Consider the following 24,021-nt stretch of genomic DNA (forward strand, 5'->3'; position numbering starts at 1 on the left):
CTTGATTTCTCAAAGTATAAAAGATTAAATAGCCATTCATTGCAATTTTTCAGTTCGTTCGGTTCATATTAATAAAAAATTTGCGCTGACTGTCATCCAAACTATTACAAATTTTTACATGTTTCAAAATTCACAATGCAGTTTTTTTCGGAATAAAGGAACACTATGATAAGAATTTTGTTACAAGCAGAATTATCCGATACTTTAAAGGCCGATCAAGGACGAATACGAAAACAGCTCTTAGCACTCTTCATACTATTCAATCTCATCAGTTGCGCAACTCAAGAACCCATTCCCGCGCCGATCATCGAACAAGCGCCTGTCATTCCTTCTCAAGATGAAAAGCTACGCCAGGAAATTGCACAACTCAAAAAACTATTAGCAGAAAAAGACGCATTGATTAAGAATCAGCAAATTCAGCAGCAGAATCAGGCACGAGTGCTACAGGAAGTTAATAAGGAAGCTACGCGTGCGCAAGTAAAATTACATCGGTTAGCCACAAAACCAAGCACGGCCTCCGCAATTGCCGAAACCGAAGTAGCACTGGCGCATTTGAAACAAGTTAAAATCCCTGCTGCGAATCAAATTTTATTGACCCAAGCGCAGCAATTGACTGAAACAGCCTCGGCACTTTACTTAAGCGATCAATATGCGTCCGCAATGAATTATGTTGCTCAAGCAAAGCATCTAATCGAATTGATTACAAATCCGAATCGCAAAAAAGAATCCAATGGTCATAGTTTGTTACTTGAATTCCATACACCTATCAAATTGCATACTAAAGCCAACGTGAATTTACGCAATGCGCCTAACACACAATCTAAAATCATCAGTACGTTAAAAAATTCTACTGAGGTCACAGCCAATGCAAGTCAGGGTTCCTGGTTACGTGTGCAAGTCAATCAAACCCAAGGTTGGATCCTGAATACAGGGCTTGAAGCGGGGAAAAATTAATGACAGCGACCGTTAAAGGTCACTGATAAACGTTTTCGAAGAAAAATGATACAAGGCAAACACAGGAAAATGAACATTTTAAAGCTGTTTAAATCGACCTAGCGCCAACGCAGAAAGTTTCAATAAGCCTTTTAAGACACAACAGCATCCGGTTTGTTAGAAGATAAGCAATAAACTTGATCCCTGCCGGCACGTTTTGCTTCATACAACGCACTGTCGACCCGGGATAGCAAGATCGTTAACGAAATATCATTGGGCTCACTTTGGATCACGCCGATGCTCAAAGTTACATGCAGATCCTGATTGATAGAGTCACAATGGATATTTGCCACTTGACTCCTAATCCGCTCTGCAGTTTTCTCTGCTTCATCAACAGTTGTCTCGGCCAGAATAATAATGAATTCGTCCCCGCCAAATCGTGCAGCAAAATCCACATTCCGGATCGATTGTGAAATTCTTTTCGCAACTGCCGCTAAAATTTCATCACCCACTACATGACCCAGGCTATCGTTTAAAGTTTTAAAATAATCAACATCGATCATCAGTACGGCAAAAGGCCGCTTGTTTCTCACGAAGCGGGCCAATTGATCACTGATAATGGCGTTGAGTTTATTGCGATTGTAAAGCCCAGTGAGATTATCAGTCACAGAAAGCGTCTCAAGGAGCTGGTTCTTTTGTTGCATTGCGATCGCTGCTGCATGAATTTCAGCTTGATTCTGGCGCAATTTGTCGGCCATTTGGTTAAACCGATGCGTTAATTGACCAATTTCATCCCGTTGGCCATTTACCAAATTAACATCCAAATCACCTCTGACAATTTTCTCGGTTGCATCAATTAATCGTTGCAGCGGTTTCACGATGGCATGGCTTAGACGGAAAGCGATCGCGGTAACAATCAATATAATGATACTAACCAAACCAATGAACATATTCCGTTGCTGCTCCCATGCGGAATAAATAAGTTGGTAGTCTCGGTTTGCAATGACGGTAATGGGCATTTTTTCCGATAAATAGGCCAAACCGGCAACTTTCTTTTGCTGCGGTCCAATAAAAACATCATATTCACCAGGATTGCTGCGCAAGCGGGATAACACATCCGGTTCGGATGAAAGCGGCGGATTTAAGAGTGTAGTGTCACTCGCAAGCATTACATGTCCTTCTTTATCCAGCAACAACACATCGCCCGGGGGAGGTCTGATCTTAGCTTTTAAAAGCGGCTGCAAGCTTTGCATATCGAACGTCACGATCAGCGCACCCAGAATATAATCGTCAATGGACAATATCGGCACTGCAATGCTTACGATCGCTGTGCCATAGCGCTCACTCCACTGCGGAGAAACCACGACATCGCCTTGAATAGATGCATTTTCTGGCCAGTTCTGAGCCAACGATACTGGAAATGGTTCGTCCACGTTACTAGCAATAATTTCGCCTTCCACACCGACAATCGTTAACTCCAGCACAGTTTCCAATCGCTTATGCACCGATTTCAGATAAAGTTCCGTCGACTTCGCCTGATTGATGGATTTGCTCTTAGGTAACTGATTTTCCAGCGATAAGCCTTCAATAAGAATCTTCGATGTCGAAATGGATGCTGCCAGGTCTCTGACTGAAAGAATCTGCTCTTTAATCCACAAATCCAATTCCCGGCTCGCGCGATTAGCCATCGTGCGCAGCTCACGTGTCAAATTCTCCGCGATCATCTCTTCATTCCGGTAAAACGAAGAAATGCCTAATCCCAGAGACGGAATCAGAGTCGCCAAAATAGAAAAAACAATGATTTTGCTTTTAATGCTTTTCAAAATAATTTCCGGCTAGATCGGCATGACTAGGCTAATCGAAGCGCAACCGGGCGCCGGTCTGGATAATTACTCATTTGATAGCCTTGCCACAAACGCCCTGCAATAAAGTTTGCGACCGCATTAGCATGTTGCTCCAGTTGCGGATTTCCGAGCTCATTGGTCGTCTGATGAAAAAGCTGAACCCAGCGTTCAAATAACTCGGCTGATAGTTCTGGCAAGGCGATATGTTTCGGCATCGGAGCACCTCGAAACCGGCTGGTACCCCGAAGTTGGGCTGACCAGAAATTAATCATTTGTACAAAATGGGCATCCCAGTCGATTACATGCGCCTCAAAAATGGGTCCTAAACCGGGGTCTTTCCTGGCCTTCGCGTAAAACGTATGCACCAACTGAGCAATTTCTTCTTCGCTATAAAGATCTGGATCGGGTATAGGAAAAGGTGATGATTGATTCATAATTTTTTAGAATTCTCACAAAAAACAATACAGGTTATCAAAGAGTTTATTAATATAGCTTAAAGCCTACGTGCTTGCACCTATACTACACACATTCAATATTGAAAATCTATTGATAGAAAAACTAAGTTTATCGCCGCTAAGTGAGATTGTCCAATCGCTTAAACAGTTCACGCATCAAAGTTTTGGTGCTTACCAAAGGTTTTCTTTTCCAACGTAAGTAAAAAGGTTTATATGAAAAACTTATATGGCAAATCATTACTCGCCGATCCGGGATTGACGAAATCAACCGCATTCTCGCGCGAAGAACGTGAGCGCTACGGCTTAAGAGGTTTATTACCCTATGAAGTTTCCAGCATTGAGAAACAAACCACTCGCGTTTTAGACAGTTTGCGCCGAAAAACCAGCGCCATTGAAAAATATATCTTTTTGAATGGGTTGCTTGAGAGCAATCAAAGGCTCTTTTACCGGACACTGATCGATCACATTGAAGAAATATTGCCCCTGGTTTACACCCCGACTGTTGGTGAGGCATGCAAGGAATTCGCGCATATATTCAGAAAGCCTCAAGGATTCTATATCACACCGGACGATCGCGGAGACATAGCAACCATTCTAAATAATTGGCCTGAAAAGGACATTAGAGTCATCGTGGTAACGGATGGAGAGCGGATTCTGGGTTTGGGAGATCTGGGTGCCAATGGCATGGGAATTCCCATTGGAAAAGTTGCTTTATATGTAGCTTGTGCCGGAATACATCCGGCACAGTGCATGCCGGTCATGCTGGATGTCGGCACCAACAACGTCGCTTTGCGTGAAGATCCGCTCTATCTCGGTTACCCTTTTCCCCGCATCGACGGAGACAGCTACCGTTCCATTGTTGATGAATTCATCAATTCAGTTCAAATACGCTACCCGGATGCGCTCATCCAGTTTGAGGATTTCCTGACACCTCATGCATTTGAATTCTTAGAACGCTACCGCCATCGAATCCGTTGCTTTAATGACGACATCCAAGGAACAGCGGCTGTAACGTTAGCGGGAATCTATTCGTCATGCCGTATCACCGGAAAAAAATTTTCCGATCTTAATATTATGTTTCTAGGAACCGGTTCTGCTGCGGGCGGAACAGCTGAATTAGTGGTTGATGCGCTCTGCGCGGATGGATTGAGTCGTCCTCAAGCCCAACAGCGGTTATGGTTCATTGACCGAGCGGGTCTCGTGACCGCAGCCAGTGCAAATGTTAAACCGCGTATTCAGCCCTATGCTCATCGGCATGATGCATTGAGCTTTGCCGATGCCATCAGCGCGATCAAACCTGATGTCTTGATTGGCGCCACCGGAGTCGCTGGGACATTTACTGAAACCATCATACGACGGATGGCAGCCGTCAATGAGCGGCCAGTGATTATTGCATTGTCAAACCCGACATCACACACCGAGTGTTCTGCCGAGCAAGCCTATGAGTGGAGTGACGGGCGGGCAATATTTGCCAGTGGCAGCCCATTTAACGCCGTGCAGTACGGCACTCAGCGTTATAAGCCAGCTCAGGGTAATAACGCTTATATTTTCCCCGGTGTTGGATTGGGCGTTTACGCTAGCTCCGCACGCTTGGTGACTCAAAGCATGTTCTTAGCCGCTGCCAGAGAATTGGCGCGTATCGTTACCGATCAGGAATTGCGCGACGGCGCAGTATACCCCAACCTTACGCGCGTGCGGGAAGTGTCCCATGCCATTGCTCTCGCTGTAAGCCGGGTAGCCATTGAAGAAGGATTAGCCGATGCTAGCTTACCTCAGGATTTAAGCAGTTATATTAAATCGCTGATGTATGAACCGAATTACTAGAGAAGATCCTGGAAAGATTACAAATTATCCACAGATGGGATTAAGTTTCGACAACGCATGATTTGCCGCAATGTGTTAGTGCTGCTGGAATAAGTTCGTCACACCATCCAATCCTACATAATTAATTGAATAGGTTGCATGATTTTGAACGATCGGCTTCGCGTGATAAGCAATACTGACACCGGATTCGGACATCATATCCAAATCGTTGGCGCCATCGCCGATGGTGATCACTTGCTCGCGCTTTAACCCCAATGCTTCGCACACCTGCCTGAGAACTTGCGCTTTGCCTTGCCTTCCGATGATTTCCCCTTGCACTTTACCAGTCAATTGATGGTCTTTAATATCAAGCACATTAGCAGCGGCAAAATCCAGTCCCAGCTTTGCTTTAATGCGTTCCGTAAAGAACGTGAATCCCCCGGAGATCACCATCGTTTTTAATCCGGCAAGTTTGGCCTTTTGCAACATGATTTCGGCACCAGGACTAAGTTTTACACGCTCGTCGTACACTCGCTGCAGCGCATCTTGATGTAGGCCCTGCAACAATGCGGTGCGCCGCACCAAGCTTTCTTCAAAATCAATTTTACCTTGCATGGATTGCTGCGTGATTTCCGCAACTTGAGCTTTGATGTTCAACATACCGGCAATTTCGTCAATGGATTCGATCGCTAATAATGTCGAATCCATATCCATCGCAATCAACTTAAAATCCGACAGCTTTAGATCCGGATTTACAAATGCAAAATCCAATTCTGCGGCTGCGCAATGTGCAGAAACATCCTCAGAGTCACTGGCTCTCGTCAAACGAAAAGCCTGCCCGGTTATCCGTTCAATGCCATCCGCCTGTGATAACTTTGCCAATGCACGCAAATCACTGTTATTAATCTCCAAACCCTGAATAATCAGATTCATTATCACTAAAATTACGATATCAATGAAACGGCAATTATAAGACTTCTCACACGCACCATTCGACTATTTGATTCCGGCCCGCATTCTTGGCGGCATAGAGCGCGGAATCGGCTGCTTTGATCATGTCTTTGGGTTCAAAAAAATTAACGTCACCCTCGCGATAGGCTGCCACGCCGATTGATGCGGTAACACGAATTGTGGTTGCACCATCGAATTTATAGGCTATAGAAGCAATTGCATCCTTTAATCGTGAAATCAAATTTCGAGCGGCAATCAGTGAAGTTCCCGGGAGAATTAATGCGAATTCTTCCCCGCCGTAACGGCTCAGCGTATCATCTTGCCGGATCTGATCGAAAATTGTTTTGACTACAGCCGCCAGTATGGAATCTCCGGCAATATGGCCATAAGTATCGTTGACATTCTTGAAATGATCGAGATCGATAATGGCGATAGTTAATGGCAAATGATATTGCGTCGCCAGATAAAATTCCCGTTGCAATGTTTCATCGAAATAAGTTCGATTATAAGCCCCTGTTAGCCCATCACGCTGCGATTTGTCTTCCAGATCTTTCATCCGGGACAGACTATATATCAGCAATAATTCCTTGGCTTCAGCCAAAATTCCGGTGACTTGCGATGGATGATGGATCTTCAGTTCAAACAATTCTTCCACTGCGCTTAAGCCAACTTCCATGATTTTAATGACTTCGATCAATGCATTGGCGTCAAAACCAAGCCAATTCTGCGCCACCTCGTTCAACGCGGTCATTTTCTCCGCTTCTTGCGGATAAATAAAATAATCGGCCAAATACCGGGAAACGGCCAGACACGATTGTAAAGTGGGACCCAGATGCTTGGGCTCCGGCTGGCCATGACTGTTAATGCACGATAATGCAATATAATCCGGTATATGCCACTTCTTTAGCAAGGCATAACCCAGCTCATCGTGGCCGCAACCGAACGTTTCACGTTCGGATTTCAGCAACGTATCGTGATCGGTCGTTGCGATAAAAATTTTTTCATACGCTTCCGGCATTAAAGCCCAAAAAGCAATGATTCCGATTTCTTGAATCAAACCTGCTAAAAACAAGTCGTCCAAATAGCTCAACCCAAGCTTTTCACCCAGCGCTCTGCAAGCAAGCGCGGAGGCGATCGACCGGCGCCAAAACACATAACCATCGAACACGCTGTTTTGCGGAGACAGCGATGCTTTCATTAATGAATGCGACAGTGAAAAAGATAAAGCAATGACAAGAACAGTATGCGTACCAAGAATACTAACCGCTTGACGGATATTGGTCGCGATCCGCCGGGATTTATATAAAGGCGTATTTGCAGCCCGCAGTAATTTTGCAGACAACACCGGATCCATAGAAATATATTGACAAATAGTCCCTATATCCGCATTCGGGTCGTTTGCCAATTCGATTATCTTTACAGCAACCGCGGGTAAAGTCGGTAACGTCTCGCAAACATTTAATCGACTTCTCAGTGAATCATCAATCACTTATTATCCTTATTCTCATGTAACATCTATATATTACCGAATAATATACTGATTAATTTCCGATAATATTAAGATAACATATTAACTTGAATGTGTAGGCGGTATTTATGGATTAACGCTGGTTTTGATACCGATATATCGGATTTCACGATCATCATCCACTTTCTCAAGCAAACTGCTACTATTCGGTATTATTTTTTCTTTCATTTTTTTGACAGAGCCTGCTATTTATAAAAGCAAGTCATGGAATATTTCGTATCTAATGAATCTCATGAAATAAAGGAGCTGGATGTGGATTTCACAATTAAAGTAGGAACACCGGACAAACAACGTGGCGCCTGTGTGGTTGCCGGCATTTTTGAATCCAGAAAAATGTCGGAAACGGCAAAAATTCTTGACAAAATCACTCAAGGCTATCTCAAAAGTATCCTTGCTTCGGGAGACATGGAAGGAAAGGCGAATACCTCATTGCTGTTGCATAATGTACCCAATACACAATTCAAAAGAATCCTGCTGATCGGTCTGGGGAAGGAACAGGAATTTAAGGAAAAAACGTTCTTGACGGCGATCAGTTCGATTTTGAGTGTGCTCCAAAAAACCGCAGTAACCGACGTTACACTATCCTTATCCGATTTTCCGCTCAAACAAAAAAATCATGATTGGAAAGTTACACAAACCGCCATCGCGGTATCGAGTAGCCTGTACCGCTTCGATCAACTCAAAAGCAAACCTGAGAATGATGGCGGTCAGTTACGAAAGATTGTTCTATGCATTGACGATCGTGCCGCGCTAGCAAGCTGCGAAAGTGCTTTGCAGCAAGGCCTGGCAATTGCGCATGGCATGAGTTTAACGAAAGATTTGGGAAATCTAGCACCCAATATTTGCACGCCGACCTATCTTGCCAAGCAAGCCAAAGATTTGGCAAAAGCACATAAGCTTAAAGCGACCGTGCTTGACGAAAAAGATATGGAAAAGCTTGGCATGGGTTCCTTGCTGGCCGTGGCCCGCGGCAGTGAGCAACCAGCCAAGCTAATTGTGCTGGAATATCAAGGATTAACGAAGAAAGACAACCCGGTAGTCTTAGTTGGTAAAGGCGTTACTTTTGATACCGGGGGGATTTCACTGAAGCCAGCTGCCGAAATGGATGAGATGAAATTTGACATGAGCGGCGCTGCCAGTGTGTTAGGAACTATGTTGGCGACGGCCGAGTTGAAATTGCCCATTAACTTGATTGGAATCATCCCGGCAACTGAAAATATGCCCAGTGGCAAAGCCACCAAACCCGGCGATGTTGTCACCAGCATGTCCGGACAAACCATTGAAATCCTGAACACTGACGCGGAAGGCCGGTTGATTCTGTGCGATGCGTTAACCTATGCCGAGCGTTACAATCCGAAACTGGTTATCGATATTGCAACCTTGACAGGCGCATGCGTGATTGCGCTCGGAAATTTTACAACCGGATTATTGAGCAATGATGAGCAGCTCGCGCAAGAAATACTCGCGGCCGGTGAACAAGCGGCTGATAAAGCATGGCAACTGCCGCTCGGGGATGATTATCAAGAACTGTTGAAAAGTAACTTCGCCGATATCGCCAATATCGGCGGAAGAGCCGCAGGCACTATTACCGCAGCCTGCTTTCTTTCCCGTTTCACCCAGAAATATCGTTGGGCCCACCTGGATATCGCCGGGACAGCCTGGAAATCAGGGAAAGATAAAGGATCCACCGGCCGGCCTGTCCCATTATTGATGCAATTCCTGATCAATCAGGCGAAAACAGTTAGCTGAGCCCGCTGCCAGATGTTCACCGATTCAATGAGGAATTTGATAACAATGTCTGTCATTGGGGTTTTCACCGCAGACTGGCGGCGGAATGCAGCACAGTCAGTGAAATAGGATGGAAAGGAATGTGGCGCAAATTTTTTTCTATTCCGGAGCTGGCGATAAGCTCATCACTGCTTGCCGCTTGTGTGCCAAAGCAGTTCAACAACAAATGAAAGTCCTCGTCTATGCGTTGGACGAATCGTTAATTGAACAATTTGATGAATTGCTTTGGACGTTCTCTTCCATTAGCTTTATTCCGCATTGCAACCTGCGCGATGAGCCGGATTTGGTGGATGTGACACCGGTAATTCTATGCAACCGCATCCCTGCTGATGCGCATTTCGATGTATTACTCAATCTGGATCGGCAGCATCCGCCTGCGATCGGTGAATTTAAACGGATTATCGAGATTGTGGATAATGCTCCGGACGAAAAAGCGGATGCCCGCGTCCGATACCGTTTTTATAAAGAAGCCGGCTATCAAATACAACATTTTCAGCTTAATGAATAGGCCGGCAACCTATGAATGAAAATAATTCTTCTACAGACCTCGATGATTCTGAAATACTGGAGAAATTTCGTAAACTGCTGAGTAAATATCAGCATCAAGGAAAAATAATTTCAACCAGCGATTTTTCACCTGCGGCCCCGCCACTTCCACCCGGCAATCCTCCAAAGACTGATAAATCCAATGAAATCCCACTATTGACTGATGTCGTGATACTGCATCCAACCGTCATTCATCCGCAACCCGCCCGATTGACACCGATCCGCCAAATACTGGATTCGGCATTGACAGAATGCCTGATCGAAATGAATGCCACGGATCGTAAAGCACTCGCAAACGCACTGGAAATCCGCTTGGCCCGTCTTCTAAAATAATCCCGGTTGTTTTGCTGCGGTTATATTTCTGACTAATAACCGGTTATCCGGCATAACGGCGTATCGGACTTGTTATGCGGGTCAAATGCCTTCCGCTATAATGGCTGTTTTTGCATCTTCCAACTAAAACATAAACTCCATGGAACTCGATAAAAGTTTTGATCCTAAAACGATTGAAAGCCGTTGGTATTCCGTCTGGGAATCAAATGGATATTTCAAGCCTGCAATCTCCAGCGAACAGCCTGCTTATTGCATCATGTTGCCGCCACCCAACGTCACAGGCACGTTGCATATGGGGCACGCGTTTCAACACACCCTGATGGATGCTTTGACGCGATATCACCGCATGCTTGGCGACGATACCTTATGGCAACCGGGTACCGACCATGCCGGCATTGCAACCCAGATCGTGGTTGAACGGCAGTTGGATCAGCAGCAATTGAATCGCAGGGAAATGGGCCGCGAAGCCTTTTTACAGCGTGTTTGGCAATGGAAAGAAGAATCCGGCTCCACCATCACCCGACAAATGCGGCGATTGGGTTCCTCTTGCGACTGGACACGCGAGCGCTTTACCATGGATGCGGAATTATCACGGGCAGTTACCGAAGTGTTTGTCCGGCTCTATCGAGAAGGATTAATCTATCGTGGTAAACGGCTGGTAAATTGGGATCCCGTGCTGCAAACTGCGGTTTCCGATCTGGAAGTAGTTTCCACTGAAGAAAATGGTTCCTTATGGCACATCCGCTATCCACTCGAGCCAGCGAATGGTATTTCCGAACAAGAAGCCTTGATCGTTGCCACGACACGCCCGGAAACCATGCTGGGTGACGCAGCGGTCGCTGTTCATCCGGAAGATCCACGTTATCAGCATCTGATCGGACGGCATGTCCGATTGCCATTATGCGAGCGCACAATCCCCATTATTGCGGATACTTATGTCGATCGGGAATTTGGAACCGGGTGCGTCAAAATCACGCCTGCTCACGATTTTAATGATTACCAAGTAGGCCAGCGGCATCAGTTGATTGCCATCAATATCTTCACTTTGGATGGCAAAATCAACGATCTAGCGCCATTGAATTATCAAGGCATGGATCGTTTTGAAGCTCGGAAAAAGATCGTTTCAGACCTCGAAAACCAAGGGTTCCTGGTCGAAACAAAACCGCACAAATTGATGGCTCCGCGCGGCGATCGCACCAATACCATCATCGAACCAATGCTAACCGATCAATGGTATGTTGCCATGGAAGGACTCGCCAAGCGTGGGTTGCAAGTTGTTGCCGATGGCGAGATTACTTTTACGCCGGACAACTGGACTCATGTTTATAACCAATGGTTGGAGAACATTCAGGATTGGTGTATCTCCCGGCAATTGTGGTGGGGGCATCGCATTCCGGCTTGGTATGACGAGGATGGAAATGTCACGGTTGCGCATGACCTGGCTGAAGCGCAGCAACTATCAGGCAAAACCGATCTTATCCAAGATGAAGATGTGCTCGATACCTGGTTCTCCTCGGCGCTTTGGCCATTCTCCACACTCGGCTGGCCGAATGACACCGCAGAACTCAAAACTTTTCTGCCAACTTCGGTGCTCATCACCGGTTTTGACATCATTTTCTTCTGGGTTGCGCGCATGGTGATGATGTCGTTACATTTCACCGGCAAAGTACCATTCAAGGAAGTTTATATTACCGGACTGATCCGCGATTCCGAGGGGCAAAAGATGAGCAAATCCAAAGGCAATGTGCTCGATCCGCTGGATCTGATCGACGGCATTGCCTTGCCCGATCTGATTGCGAAGCGCACCACCGGATTGATGAATCCCAAGCAAGCCGATGCGATTGAAAAAACCACCCGCAAGCATTTCCCTGAGGGCATCCCTGCCTTTGGAACCGATGCCTTGCGCTTTACCTTTGCCAGCCTGGCGTCACATGGCCGCGATATTAAATTCGATATGCAGCGCTGCGAAGGCTACCGCAACTTCTGTAACAAACTGTGGAATGCAACACGCTATGTGCTGATGAATTGCGAGAGCAAAGATACCGGTATAGACGAATCCGTGCCACTGACTTACTCCGCTGCCGATCTGTGGATCATCAGCCGTTTACAGCAAGCGGAACTGGCGGTTGCCCAGGCATTCGGCAATTACCGCTTTGATTTGGCTGCGCGGGAAGTCTACGAATTGGTCTGGGATGAATATTGTGACTGGTACGTGGAACTGGCGAAAATACAGCTCGGCTCCGATCAGGATGCGATCCAACGGGCAACGCGCCGGACTTTGGTACGCGTGCTGGAAGCAATGCTGCGGCTTGCTCACCCGATCATTCCATTCATTACCGAGGAATTGTGGCAAAAAGTAGCGCCTTTGGCTGGAAAATCGGGTGCCAGCATCATGTGCCAGCCATACCCAGTTGCGAATCAGAGCAAGATTGATCAGCAAGCGACTGAAAATATCTTGCTGCTCAAAGAATTAGTCAATGCCTGTCGAACCTTGCGCGGTGAAATGAATATTTCTCCCGCGCTCAAAGTTCCGTTGCTCGCGGCCGGTAATGTATCTTTATTGGAAAAGTACAAACCTTACCTATTATCGCTTGCGAAGCTATCCGCGGTCGATATTCAGCTGAATGAGTTACCCGATGCCGATGCACCGGTTGCAATCGTCCGTAACTTTAAATTGATGCTGAAAATCGAGATCGATGTTGCTGCGGAACGGGAACGTTTAGGTAAAGAAATCAGCCGTATAGAAGCAGAGATTGCGAAAGCTGATGGCAAACTCTCAAATCCCAGTTTTGTTGAACGCGCCCCGTCGCAAGTCGTCGAACAGGAGCAAACACGTTTGGCGGGGTTTAAAGCAAAGCTTGAGACTCTTAAAGAACAATTACGTAAATTGAACGGATAAGTTCTGTCCGCAGGTTTTGCCAACCCCAATCAATCAATTACATTCGCAAACCATTTATTTAACAAAAAAATCGACAACCTGCACCCACCGATACCAACCAGTGGGTGCAATACAAATGTCATTGGGTGGATTGCGCCATCTGGATTACCGGCTGTGCGCCCGATTCCGATAACAATACCGTCATCATATTGGTTACCAACACCGCACGCTGATCCGGCGTTAGTGACACAATCTGCTGATCCTCCAATCTTTTTAACGCCACCTCGACCATTCCGACCGCACCATCCACTAGCTTTTGGCGTGCCATTACAACCGCTTCCGCTTGTTGACGCCGCAGCATCGCATTAGCGATTTCTGGCGCATAAGCAAGATGTGCGATTTTAGCTTCCTCGATCACAATACCCGCCACATCCACATGCTGCTGAATCGATTCACGTAACACCGCCGCAATTGCTTCCAGATCGGTCCGCAAGCTCTTACGTTGCCCCCCTTCGGCATCGTCATAGGCATGACTGCTGGCCACTTGACGAACAGCGGATTCACTCTGAATTTGCAAATAATTCATTGCACTTTCCACATCAAAAACCGCCCGAGCGGTATCTTGAATTCGCCAAGCAATGACCGCAGCAATTTCGATAGGACTGCCGCGTTCATCATTGACTTTTAGCACCGGAGTATTCCAGTTATTGATGCGTAGCGATACTTTTGTCCGGTTATAAAATGGATTAACCCAGAAGAAACCGCTGGTATTAACGGTGCCGACATATCTGCCAAAAAAGACCATTACCGCAGCCTGATTCGGTTCTAAGGTGAATAAACCTTTGCATAAAAACAAGGTGATGGTCAGTAGCACGCCACCAAAAATATTCTTGACCGGTATCCCCGGTGTCGCCACAAGAAAGATCCCCACTAGCATTGCAGCGATCAACAGCATCAGCATCAACCATCCGTTGGCGCCCGGAATAATTTGTTCATCGGTTCCAATTGCATTGCTGCCAGATCTATTATCCAAGTTAATTCCTCCTGTAAGAAAGCGCTGATTAATTGACTGCACGAGCGAATTGCTTCGTTGCACGGTACTCGCTCCCTCGCCTATCTTGTTGATATGTCTCGGTCGCTGTGTGCTGTGCGCCTCGTGCTTCATCTCGTTCGCCGAATTAATCAGATGGAATGGACACCGCCCTCCTGACAACGGCATCGCAATGTGCCACAGTTGGCTTTCAATCATCAACTCAAAATTGGAGGGCGGCATCCATGGATAAGATTAGCGTAGTTGGTTTGGATTTGGCAAAGAATGTTTTTCAGGTACATGCTGTTAATGCGCAAGGACGGGTGGTGGAGCGCAAGCAATTGAGGCGAAGCGAGGTACTGTCGTGGTTTGCAAAGATCGAACCTTGCCGGATTGGGCTGGAAGCCTGTGGCGGCATGCATTACTGGGCACGCAAGCTGAGCGAGCTGGGGCATACGGTGCGGCCGATGGCGGCAAGATTCATCAAACCCTATTTGAAGTCGAACAAATCGGATATGCTCGATGCGGAAGCCATTTGTGAAGCAGTGCAACGCCCGGGGATGCGCTTTGTTTCGGTTAAGTCGGCGCAGCAACAGGCGGTATTGCACTTGCATCATAGCCGGCGGTTATTGGTTGAACAGCGTACCGCGCTAATCAACCACATACGTGGAATGCTGCTGGAGTTTGGTATAGTGATTGCCGTAGGCCCCAGTGCGCTCAGGAAACGACTGCCGGAACTATTGGAAGATACTGGCGATGAGTTACCGCCGATGTGCCGGGATTTGGCTGCTGTGTTGCGGGATCAATTATCGGCACTCGATGAGCGGATTGCGCTACTGGAGCACAAGATTCAGCAATGGCACGTCAGCAATGAAGCGAGTCAACGCTTGGCCGGGATTCCTGGTGTGGGCGTCATAAGCGCTACCGCGATTGCTGCAGCGATAGGTGATGCAAGGGCATTTACCAATGAACGGCAATTTGCCGCTTGGCTAGGACTGGTGCCGCGCCAGGCATCGAGCGGCGGGCGGCAACGTCTGCTGGGAATCAGCAAACGAGGTGATCGTTATCTGCGCACTTTGATGATCCACGGTGCGCGTGCTGTAATCCGGCATTTACGTGCCGGCAACAAGCCGGTAAGCCGCCCGGCAATGCCTGGATTGCGCAATTGCTGGCGCGGTGTCATCCCAATGTCGCAGCAGTGGCGCTGGCTAATCACAATGCCCGGGTAGCTTGGGCATTGCTGGCTAAAAATGAAACCTATCGTGCTGGATACGCTGCTGAAGCATGATGATATGAGCGATTCATAAAAAACAGAAGCATCGTTAACAGGAGGATATTCATTCACGATTGCTTGCATTTAGTCGGCCCTGCAAAATTCACATGACCGTGGTGGTAGCTTTGTATACAAGAAAGCTTCGCCCATATATGGTTGTTTTGCGCGGAAGCGGTTGATCAACTGCAGCAAGGCAAAGGGCAACAAAATACCTTTTAGCCCCAAGCGGAGTACTGCCCTCATCAGCCAGCGCAGGTTGTATCCCGCCGCACACAACACAGCATGGAGCGCATCTCCCAACTTGCCCTGCAACCAGCAGCGGTCCATTCGGTGATCCGACTTTAAATGCCCAATCGCAGGTTCCACGGCCTGACGACGTTTGAGCCAGCGCCGCTGCGGCGTTGTGAGTGACTTGTACTTGCCACGATGGATGATGTTCACGTCCGGGTTGTCGGCATCCACGCCTCGAAATCCGAGATCGACAATGACCTGCTTCGGCGTTGATCCTGCGTTTTCGAGTAACGTCTGTGTCTGTGTGAGTTGCTTATGAAGGATATGGCCATCGTAGGGATTGCCGGGGAAGGTTTTTGCACCGACCATCAGGCCGTTCTTGTGCGTGATCGCAATGCTGGCTTTAACGCCGAACTCGTAAGGCTTGCGCGCCTTGCCCTTGCCGATACATTCGACTTCCGGGGCATGCAGTGCGTAGAGTTTGTTTTTGTCTTTCGGTTGCTGCTGGTGAATCCGCTGTACTCGCTCCAGCAGCGTGTTCAGATGTTGGAACGATGCGGAGCACTCCAGTTCTGCCGTCGCCAGTTTCCGATTGATCTCTCGCAGCACGATACCAAGGATCGTGCGTTGGCGTTTAACGGCTTTGCGCATGCGGCGAAATTGCTTGGCATGGGCATAACCACCGGCTTTGCGGCGCAATTCCTTGCCTTCCTTGGCGTAACTCTGCTTCAAGGTGATGCCGCTTCGTTTGGCCGCCTGTACGATTTTGCTGCGCGCAATTTCCAGCAAGCGACTATCCACCGGATGCGCAATCGCTTTTTCCTGTACTGTCGTATCGACGATGACACGTTCGAATTCAGCCGGTTTGACCACCTTCGCTCGCACAGCTGCGTCAATGGTTGCTTGCAGCAGCTTTTCGACACCGGACTCACCAATCGCGGTGCGAAAGCGGCCTATCTGAGTAGCATCACAGGGCAGCTTCGGTGTGTAGTACGCCTGCCCGCTGAAATACTGCCAGACCACATTCTCGGACCAGCGAATCACCAGTTCTTCATCACTCAGATTGAATGCGTGCTTCAGATACAGCAAGGAAGCCATCAACCGGATGGGCAAACGAGGCCGGCCCGCAGCACTCACTCCTGTGCCCGCAGTCGCTAACGTTGTACCGAAAATATCGCTGAACTCTACCATGCGGCCTTGACGATTCTTGCGCTCGAAAGCTGGTGCAAGGGCTGCTTCAATAGCGGGCCACGGTAGTCGATTTGCCAATACCGCCAAGGGATGGTGCAGATCGATCATCTGGTCGAGACGGGCACGAAAAAAATCATCAGTCGGCATTTAAATTTCCCCTAATTCCCACAGGTTTTGATGCCTATATTATAATTTCCCAGGGATTTCAGCGTTTGCTAATTCGCATGAATTCCAATATTTATAGGGTCTCCAAGTGTTTTGCAGGACTGACCATTTATGTGATGGAAAAACAGGTCGGACCGCGGCGGCCAAACCCGGGGAAGCTCTCGAAGCAAACAGACTTCGCCATTCAGATTGGGACCCGCCGGCGAATACACCATAGGGGCTCTGAGCTAAACGCTCTTATCAAAAGCCGAATGTAAGTGTGCAATCGAACCTTGTGTTTCTATACATCAGTGCTTGCAAAACGGGCGGTGTCCATGTAAGCGCTTCCGTAATGTACCGCGATTTTAGTTACGTAAAAGGTAGCGGCTAGAAAAAATACTGTCAAACCGAATAAGCAGCCGCAAAATCGCTTATTTCCTCGTTAGCCTATTGAAAAAAAGAATTATCATTCAGATATTCCGTTATTGAGTTCCTATTTCCTCTCATGCGAGATGTGAGGTATGCAACTAAAATCAGCAAGCTGATTGATAATCAAACAAGAATTCAGAACCCCATGATATTGTTCTACTTAAGATTTATAGACTAAACTCATTTTTCTAAAAAGAAATTCAAGAAATTGAACTATCGGTATGAAAATAAATATTTATAATAATAAGGTACGCGGTGAATTAACTGGCGATGATACAGCGCGACTGTCTCATAGATCTGTTTCTTCTTCTCGCCCTCCATTGTTCGTGCATTTCGATTATTGGCAGGCACTATCCGTCTTTCGTGATCGTTTCGAAGCACAAATAACAAAGCCGGTTTGAGTAAGCTAGGATATGTGCTATTGAGTTCGTAAATAACCACTTCCGTAATTCTATGTCGAGTAAATTATGATACGCTCAATTTTTTATGGTCTTTCAGTGATATTTTTCTCACTGACAATCTTAATAATCTACAAAGCTGTTAAAAATCCCGAGAATCATTCTTCGTCCATCAGTTTGCCAGCGGAAATCGCTCTGACGCCGGGACCTGCCTATTCACCGCCAGCTGCGCCAACGCCGTCTCCACCACTCCCAAATTTTACGGATCATGAAACACCTTTTCAGGATCATCGTTCACCCTCACCGGTTGAAGAAACCAGAATCACGATTGCTCAACAGGAAGCTCAATCCAACGTTCTGGAACACATGCCGCAAGATGTAATCAACAGCAAGGCAGAATCGCAATCTCGAACGCTGATCGTGTTCGGTGGTAAAATATTCCGCTCCGGACAAGATGTTATCCAAGACGTCGCTTATTCCACAATCGAAAACCTTGTTAAGGAAATCAACGCATCACCGGGAAGTTTGATCCTTATTGAGGGTCATACCGACAATATCCCGACAGGAAAAGTTGGCAGTGATAATCTGGAGTTATCGTCCCGCCGCGCTAAAGCCATCGCCAATATCCTGATGCTTCATGGTATTCCACCGCAAAGAATCTCCATTAAGGGTTATGGAGATACCCGGCCGATCGAATCCAATAGCACTGAAGAAGGCCGCGCGAAAAACCGTAGAGTCGAAGTAAAACTCATACCCAAGGAGGGAAACATTTAATGCACATGTACGTTCAACATTTCAACCTTAACTTACTTCCCTTCGAGAATGTGCCGGACCCACTGTTCTTTTATGATCAAGGTGACCACGCACGCATCCGCAAGCAGATATCCGGTTCATTGCAAAGCGGACGAGGTCTCATCGTCGTAACCGGCCCCATCGGTTCCGGAAAAACTACGCTGAGCCAAATGATTAAGGCGGATTTCCCTGATAATATCAAACTCATTTGGATGGCCGAACCGCCTGCGACTAGTTCGGATCTTTACCTGTTTTTGGCTCAGGAACTTGGCTTACAACCGTCCTCATCCGAAAAAACTTTCGTTATGCGTGATATCAGAAATGCGCTTTTACGAATCAATGCGGAAGGAAAAAAATGCCTGGTCATTGTCGACGAATCCCACTTGATGACCGAGGATGTTATCAATGGCATCCGGTTATTGAACAACCTTGAAGAAGGATCCTTGAAACTCATTCAGTTATTATTGCTGGGTCAGGATGAGTTAATGGAAAAAATCAACCGCCCGGAAATGGCGCCATTTAAACAACGCATCGCCGCCCTTGAAACGCTCGGCAAAATGAATGTAGACGGCGTCTTGAGGTACATAAAGCATCGCATTCACATTGCAGGCGGTTCGCCCAATCTGATTTCAAATACCGGCTGGGAGGCGCTATCGATCGCATTCGGTGGCGGTGGAACTCCGCGGACTATCAATTCTTTGTGCGACCGGTCATTTAACGTTGCTTACGAGCGCAATAAACCTGTTGTCGATGCTCAGGATATTTATGAAGCAACCCAACGAATGGGATTGGTTACCGATGTATTTCATTACATCATTATGCTCAACAATCAAGAGCGTAAGCGGCAAGAATCGCAGCTTGAAAATTCCGATCCCGCTTCAGAAACAGCGGTGACGGCAGCTGCACCGGCAACTGTGTCTGCGACCGTTGAAGATCAACCATCCGCGCTCGCCGCTAGAAAAATTGAACATAAAAGCCAGGTAATCCAGGATGTTATGCAAGATATTTCTGCGGTGAGAGTCGACACATCGGAAAAATCGTTCGAAGAGATCGCCAGTACAATCAAAGCCAAATATGAGCAGAAAAGCTTAAAAATCCCTGCAATCGTGCTGGTTTCATCGATGATCGCGTTTATTTCAAGTATTTTTTTCTTCTGTCATCGCTCCGATGCAACCGGATTGCTCGGATGTCTCATGGAATTAGTGAGTATCTGACCAACTCTTGCGCTCACTCATGGCTCTTGGCTTGTAGACATTACTTGCAGTCAAGGGCCTCATTCAATCGACCCATGTCTTTACGTTTTCTACGTCAAGCACGGGTTATTTTTGTGATGCTCTTCTCGTAAAAAATTTGGTCTTCTGATTTACTAGCGCTTCTCTTTTTTCCATTCTGAAATAAAACTACTGACTCAAACTTGCATTACTTCTCGCGAAAGCGCTTCCGGCTCGCTTCATTTTGATCCCAAAACTCCCGTATTACCGCAGGATACTCATTTGCATAATGGATTGACTATGCACAGCAATTCAAAAATGTAAATTAAATGTGAAATAAGTGTGAACTTTTTGTGAAGACTCATATCAAAATGAGTGTTAAAAAATTCTTTATCAATTTATTAAACTTTTTGAAGGAGTCAATCATGTCCACCAATCATATCTTCATTATTTCAGCGTTAATAATCAGCGGAGTATTCTTTGGAATCTTATCGATGTTTGGATTGCCGCAAACAATTATTGAGTGGGTTATTACCGATGGCGCGCTCGCGGTTATCCTTTATATCAGCTATTTGATCATAGCTTCGACGAAAGGAATCTCTAAACCGAGAATGCGCTGATTCATATTAGCAACAGAGAATGCACTAGCACCAAATTTAAATTAAAAATTACTCACACAGTAAAAAGGATTTACTATGAAAACGAATCAAATGGTTATAACAACCCTATTACTCATCAGCGGTATATTTTTCGCAGTATTATCGCTATTTGACTTACCTTCATCGTTAATGTCATGGATCATTTCTGATGTTATTTTGGGAGCGATTCTGTACGTCAGCTATTTAGTGATCGCTTTTGCCCATAGTTCATCGAAGCAATCCGGATATCGTTCCAATAAAAGGATATATGCTTAAAACTTTCCATTATTAATCTAGCCGCTAGGAGTAGGGGTAAAGGTAAATAAAGTTGTAGCCTTTACCCCTTTTTCTATGAATGACCTCTAATCGCAGTATTATCAGAAATTTCAATGATCATTTCATAATTGTTTAAAACGCTCTGTTGGTTGATCGAGCCAATGAATCAAACCTTGCGTATTTAGGCGAATATCGGAATGCAAAAGTTCTTTGATCTCAGTCTGTGGTAAACGGCAACCGTGCTTAGTTAATCGATCAAGCAGTACTTCATTTAAAGCATTGGAAATCTCAATAGCTCGATCATGATGCTCCCTTGCCCGTTGTGCAATTGCAACATGCGCTTCAATTAAATCATGCATAGTTTCTGCATGATGAGTTAGATGACTGATCCGGCTAAAGTGTGTCAAGAAAGCATGGCGAGGTTGATAGCTCATGATGCGATCAATGGAATGATGTGCAGCGGTTGGATCAAACTGCACCGGTGATGTGGTTGGAAAAACAAATTCCATTCCATCGACATCCAATTCCCGGTATGAAACGCCAAAAGTATCACCGGTAAAAAAGGATTGACTGCGTGCATCAAAAATACAATGATGGTGGCGCGCATGTCCAGGGGTATCAATGAACAATAAGGGACGCCCATTGAGCGCAATGGTACTGTTGTCTGCAGCCTCGATGATCCTGTTTGCTTCAATCGGATTGATTTCACCGTACACACGCTTAAATTCTGTTTCTCCGTATACGGCTATAGCGCCAGCCACAAGTCGAACCGGATTGGCCATATGGCTTGCAGCGCGTGGATGAACAACCAGCTTCGCATTTGGAAATAAGCGCATACATGCACTCGCTCCGCCCGCATGATCCAAATGGATATGCGTGAGTATGATGTATTCAACCGCTTCTAATGCAATGGATTTCTGTTTAAGCGTTGCGACCACACCAGGGATAGAAAAATTCGTTCCGGTGTCGATTAACGCCGCGCTGCCATTCTCGACAATCAAATGGATGGCAGCACGCCGAGGACGATGAAATTGAGCATCAATCGCACAAATTCCATCTTCATAATCTATTACAATTGGTAAAGTCATATTTCTCCAATCTGACCCGCGTTACGTCCGCTATATAGCCCATTCATAATCAAAGTGCAGATTTCTTTAATTGCTCCAGGATAGCCGGATTTTCCAATGTGGAAGTATCCTGGGTAATTTCTTCACCTTTGGCCAGGGCTCGTAATAACCGTCGCATAATCTTCCCTGATCGGGTTTTTGGTAAATTCTCGCCGAAGCGGATTTCTTCTGGTTTTGCGATGGGGCCGATTTCTTTCGCCACCCACTCCCGTAATGTATGAACAATGTCTGCAATCTCTTCGGCTTGCGGATAGCGACCTTTTAGAACCACAAATGCGATTACAGCTTCTCCTTTAACTTCATGGGGTTTACCCACCACTGCCGCCTCGGCCACTAACGGGTGCGCCACCAACGCCGATTCTATTTCCATCGTCCCTAACCGATGTCCCGATACATTCAAAACATCATCGATGCGCCCCATAATCCAGAAATAATCATCCATGTCACGATAAGCGGAATCACCGGCAAGATAATACAAACCATGCCCGATATCTTCTGGAAAATAAGTTTTTTTAAAGCGCTCCGGATCACCCCATAACGTCCTGATTTGTGAAGGAAAGGGTTTCTTAATTACCAGAAATCCCCCTTTTCCTTTTTCAACATCATGTCCCGCTTCATCAACGATTGCAGCATAAATTCCAGGCAAGGGAAACGTGCACGAACCTGGTTTAAGTGCAACCGCCCCAGGAGCCGGTGCAATCATATGGCAACCGGTTTCGGTTTGCCACCAAGTGTCGACCACTGGACAGCGCGACCGTCCAATTTTTTCATAAAACCAAATCCAAGCTTCCGGATTAATTGGCTCTCCCACCGAACCCAATAAACGTAAGGATGACAAATCATATTGAGCTGGCAAATCGGCGCCTAGTTTAATTAATGAACGAATTGCCGTAGGTGCGGTATAAAAAGTAGTTACCCGATGTTTCTGAATAATCTCCCAGAAACGCCCGGCATGGGGATAAGTCGGAATGCCCTCGAAAATTACCTGCGTAGCACCCATCGCCAGCGGACCATAGCACACGTAACTATGGCCGGTTATCCAGCCGACATCCGCGGTGCACCAGAAAATGTCATTCGGTTTAAAATCAAAAATCCACAACATGGATAGTTTTGTGCCCAGCAAGTATCCGGCACTAGAATGCTGAACGCCTTTTGGTTTTCCGGTTGATCCTGAAGTATAAAGCGTAAACAATGGATGCTCGGCATTGACCCACTCCGGCTCACAGCTTACGCTGGCGGCTTCGGTAATATCATGCCACCACACGTCACGATCGGCATTGAAAGGTACTGGGGTTCCGGTGCGCTGATAGACCACCACACGTTTGACTGTTAATGTATCGTCAGCACGTAGTGCCTCATCTACTGTTTCCTTAAGTGGATGATGTTTGCCGCCACGAATCTGCTCGTCAGCGGTGATAACAGCCACGGCACCGGCATCGACAATGCGCTCATGCAAGCTTTTCGAAGAAAAACCACCGAAAACTACCGAGTGGATTGCACCAATCCGGGCGCATGCTTGCATCGCAACGACCGCTTCGATTCCCATCGGCAAATAAATGATTACCCGGTCACCTTTTTTGATTTCGAGCGATTTCAATGCATTCGCAAACCTGCATACTCTTTGATGCAGATCCCGATAAGTGGATCGGATTACCGTACCGTCATCAGCTTCAAATATGATCGCGACTTTGTCAGCTTGGGTTGCCAAGTGCCGGTCAAGACAGTTATAAGATACGTTCAATTCTCCGTCACCAAACCACCGGTAAAACGGCGGTGTTTGATCATCAAAAATTTGAGTAAAGGGCTTATGCCATACAATTTGTTCGGTCGCGTGATTTCCCCAAAACTTCAAATAATCTTTTTCCGCCTCGTCACAAAGCGTTTGATAAGATTGCATACCGGAAATATTGGCTTGTCGGGTGAATGCTTCTGATGGCGGAAAAACGCGCGTCTCATGCAATACTGTTTCGATGGTTGTCATGCAAAAATTCTCCGATTTCCATGTAATCTTCAATCGATAAATTGTATCATCCGCACCAATTGCCATAAGCACTTCTTTGCATACGATTGCGATAGATAACCACAGTCAAATTAACATCACATCACTTTGAAACTGGGAGAACTACCTCAAGAAACGCTACAACAGCGGCGTTGCCTAAAAGTTTATATTCCATAATCCATAAATATTTGTTAAAATGGATACAATAATTTCGATGGGCTTT

General features: G+C 46.4%; 16 protein-coding genes and 2 pseudogenes. 10 read left to right on the forward strand and 8 right to left on the reverse strand.

Annotation, left to right across the window (positions count from 1 at the left end; genetic code table 11):
* The first annotated feature begins 165 nt into the window (after positions 1 to 165).
* Entirely contained in the window at positions 166 to 954 is a 789-nt protein-coding gene (locus ACV7NC_RS03185; protein WP_458154006.1) for an SH3 domain-containing protein, read from the forward strand.
* Positions 955 to 1,085: 131 nt separating this feature from the next.
* Here ACV7NC_RS03185 and ACV7NC_RS03190 read toward each other — a convergent pair whose 3' ends face one another.
* The gene (locus ACV7NC_RS03190; protein WP_458154007.1) at positions 1,086 to 2,756 is read right to left on the reverse strand and encodes a sensor domain-containing diguanylate cyclase; all 1,671 of its coding nucleotides are present in this window, start codon (positions 2,754 to 2,756) and stop codon (positions 1,086 to 1,088) included.
* A gap of 26 nt (positions 2,757 to 2,782) precedes the next feature.
* Positions 2,783 to 3,211: a group III truncated hemoglobin gene (locus ACV7NC_RS03195; RefSeq protein WP_458154008.1), complete on the reverse strand. Its 429-nt coding sequence runs from the start codon at positions 3,209 to 3,211 to the stop codon at positions 2,783 to 2,785.
* 231 nt (positions 3,212 to 3,442) lie between these two features.
* On the opposite strand from ACV7NC_RS03195, the pseudogene ACV7NC_RS03200 reads away from it, so the two are divergent.
* Positions 3,443 to 5,056: pseudogene (locus ACV7NC_RS03200) on the forward strand (NAD-dependent malic enzyme); the annotation flags it as partial.
* A 75-nt stretch (positions 5,057 to 5,131) separates the two neighbouring features.
* Here ACV7NC_RS03200 and serB read toward each other — a convergent pair.
* Positions 5,132 to 5,968, reverse strand: coding sequence for a phosphoserine phosphatase SerB (gene serB, locus ACV7NC_RS03205; protein ID WP_458154009.1), 837 nt, complete (start codon positions 5,966 to 5,968; stop codon positions 5,132 to 5,134).
* A 46-nt stretch (positions 5,969 to 6,014) separates the two neighbouring features.
* The gene (locus tag ACV7NC_RS03210) at positions 6,015 to 7,475 is read right to left on the reverse strand and encodes a sensor domain-containing diguanylate cyclase (protein WP_458154010.1); all 1,461 of its coding nucleotides are present in this window, start codon (positions 7,473 to 7,475) and stop codon (positions 6,015 to 6,017) included.
* 291 nt (positions 7,476 to 7,766) lie between these two features.
* Here ACV7NC_RS03210 and ACV7NC_RS03215 point away from each other — a divergent pair, with 291 nt between their 5' ends.
* The 4 genes from ACV7NC_RS03215 to ACV7NC_RS03230 all read left to right on the forward strand — a co-directional run bounded on the left by ACV7NC_RS03215 (position 7,767) and on the right by ACV7NC_RS03230 (position 13,080).
* On the forward strand, positions 7,767 to 9,263 hold the full coding sequence (locus ACV7NC_RS03215; protein WP_458154011.1) for a leucyl aminopeptidase: 1,497 nt from the start codon (positions 7,767 to 7,769) through the stop codon (positions 9,261 to 9,263).
* Positions 9,264 to 9,384: 121 nt separating this feature from the next.
* The gene (locus tag ACV7NC_RS03220; protein ID WP_458154012.1) at positions 9,385 to 9,810 is read left to right on the forward strand and encodes a DNA polymerase III subunit chi; all 426 of its coding nucleotides are present in this window, start codon (positions 9,385 to 9,387) and stop codon (positions 9,808 to 9,810) included.
* Between the two features lie 11 nt (positions 9,811 to 9,821).
* Positions 9,822 to 10,181, forward strand: a complete 360-nt coding sequence (locus ACV7NC_RS03225) for a hypothetical protein (RefSeq protein WP_458154013.1) — start codon at positions 9,822 to 9,824, stop codon at positions 10,179 to 10,181.
* 139 nt (positions 10,182 to 10,320) lie between these two features.
* Positions 10,321 to 13,080, forward strand: coding sequence for a valine--tRNA ligase (locus tag ACV7NC_RS03230; RefSeq protein WP_458154014.1), 2,760 nt, complete (start codon positions 10,321 to 10,323; stop codon positions 13,078 to 13,080).
* Between the two features lie 118 nt (positions 13,081 to 13,198).
* On the opposite strand, the gene ACV7NC_RS03235 is transcribed toward ACV7NC_RS03230, so the two are convergent.
* On the reverse strand, positions 13,199 to 14,092 hold the full coding sequence (locus ACV7NC_RS03235; protein WP_458154015.1) for an SPFH domain-containing protein: 894 nt from the start codon (positions 14,090 to 14,092) through the stop codon (positions 13,199 to 13,201).
* A 242-nt stretch (positions 14,093 to 14,334) separates the two neighbouring features.
* Here ACV7NC_RS03235 and ACV7NC_RS03240 point away from each other — a divergent pair.
* Positions 14,335 to 15,377, forward strand: a pseudogene (locus ACV7NC_RS03240) (IS110 family RNA-guided transposase).
* A 69-nt stretch (positions 15,378 to 15,446) separates the two neighbouring features.
* Here the strand turns inward: ACV7NC_RS03240 and ACV7NC_RS03245 are convergent.
* Entirely contained in the window at positions 15,447 to 16,931 is a 1,485-nt protein-coding gene (locus ACV7NC_RS03245) for an IS5 family transposase (RefSeq protein WP_458154016.1), read from the reverse strand.
* Between the two features lie 893 nt (positions 16,932 to 17,824).
* On the opposite strand from ACV7NC_RS03245, the gene ACV7NC_RS03250 reads away from it, so the two are divergent.
* The 3 genes from ACV7NC_RS03250 (at position 17,825) to ACV7NC_RS03260 (ending at position 20,378) form a co-directional block, all read left to right on the forward strand.
* Complete coding sequence (locus ACV7NC_RS03250; RefSeq protein WP_458154017.1) at positions 17,825 to 18,529, forward strand: OmpA family protein; 705 nt, start codon at positions 17,825 to 17,827, stop codon at positions 18,527 to 18,529.
* Entirely contained in the window at positions 18,529 to 19,761 is a 1,233-nt protein-coding gene (locus ACV7NC_RS03255) for an ExeA family protein (protein WP_458154018.1), read from the forward strand. The genes ACV7NC_RS03250 and ACV7NC_RS03255 overlap by 1 nt, the downstream gene beginning before the upstream one ends.
* Before the next feature lie 422 nt (positions 19,762 to 20,183).
* The gene (locus tag ACV7NC_RS03260; RefSeq protein ID WP_458154019.1) at positions 20,184 to 20,378 is read left to right on the forward strand and encodes a C4-dicarboxylate ABC transporter; all 195 of its coding nucleotides are present in this window, start codon (positions 20,184 to 20,186) and stop codon (positions 20,376 to 20,378) included.
* Positions 20,379 to 20,794: 416 nt separating this feature from the next.
* Here the strand turns inward: ACV7NC_RS03260 and ACV7NC_RS03265 are convergent, their stop codons facing one another.
* Complete coding sequence (locus ACV7NC_RS03265) at positions 20,795 to 21,760, reverse strand: MBL fold metallo-hydrolase (RefSeq protein WP_458154021.1); 966 nt, start codon at positions 21,758 to 21,760, stop codon at positions 20,795 to 20,797.
* A gap of 49 nt (positions 21,761 to 21,809) precedes the next feature.
* Complete coding sequence (acs, locus tag ACV7NC_RS03270) at positions 21,810 to 23,780, reverse strand: acetate--CoA ligase (RefSeq protein WP_458154022.1); 1,971 nt, start codon at positions 23,778 to 23,780, stop codon at positions 21,810 to 21,812.
* Between the last annotated feature and the right edge of the window lie 241 nt (positions 23,781 to 24,021).

It is taken from the genome of Nitrosomonas limosa (genome assembly GCF_054188085.1).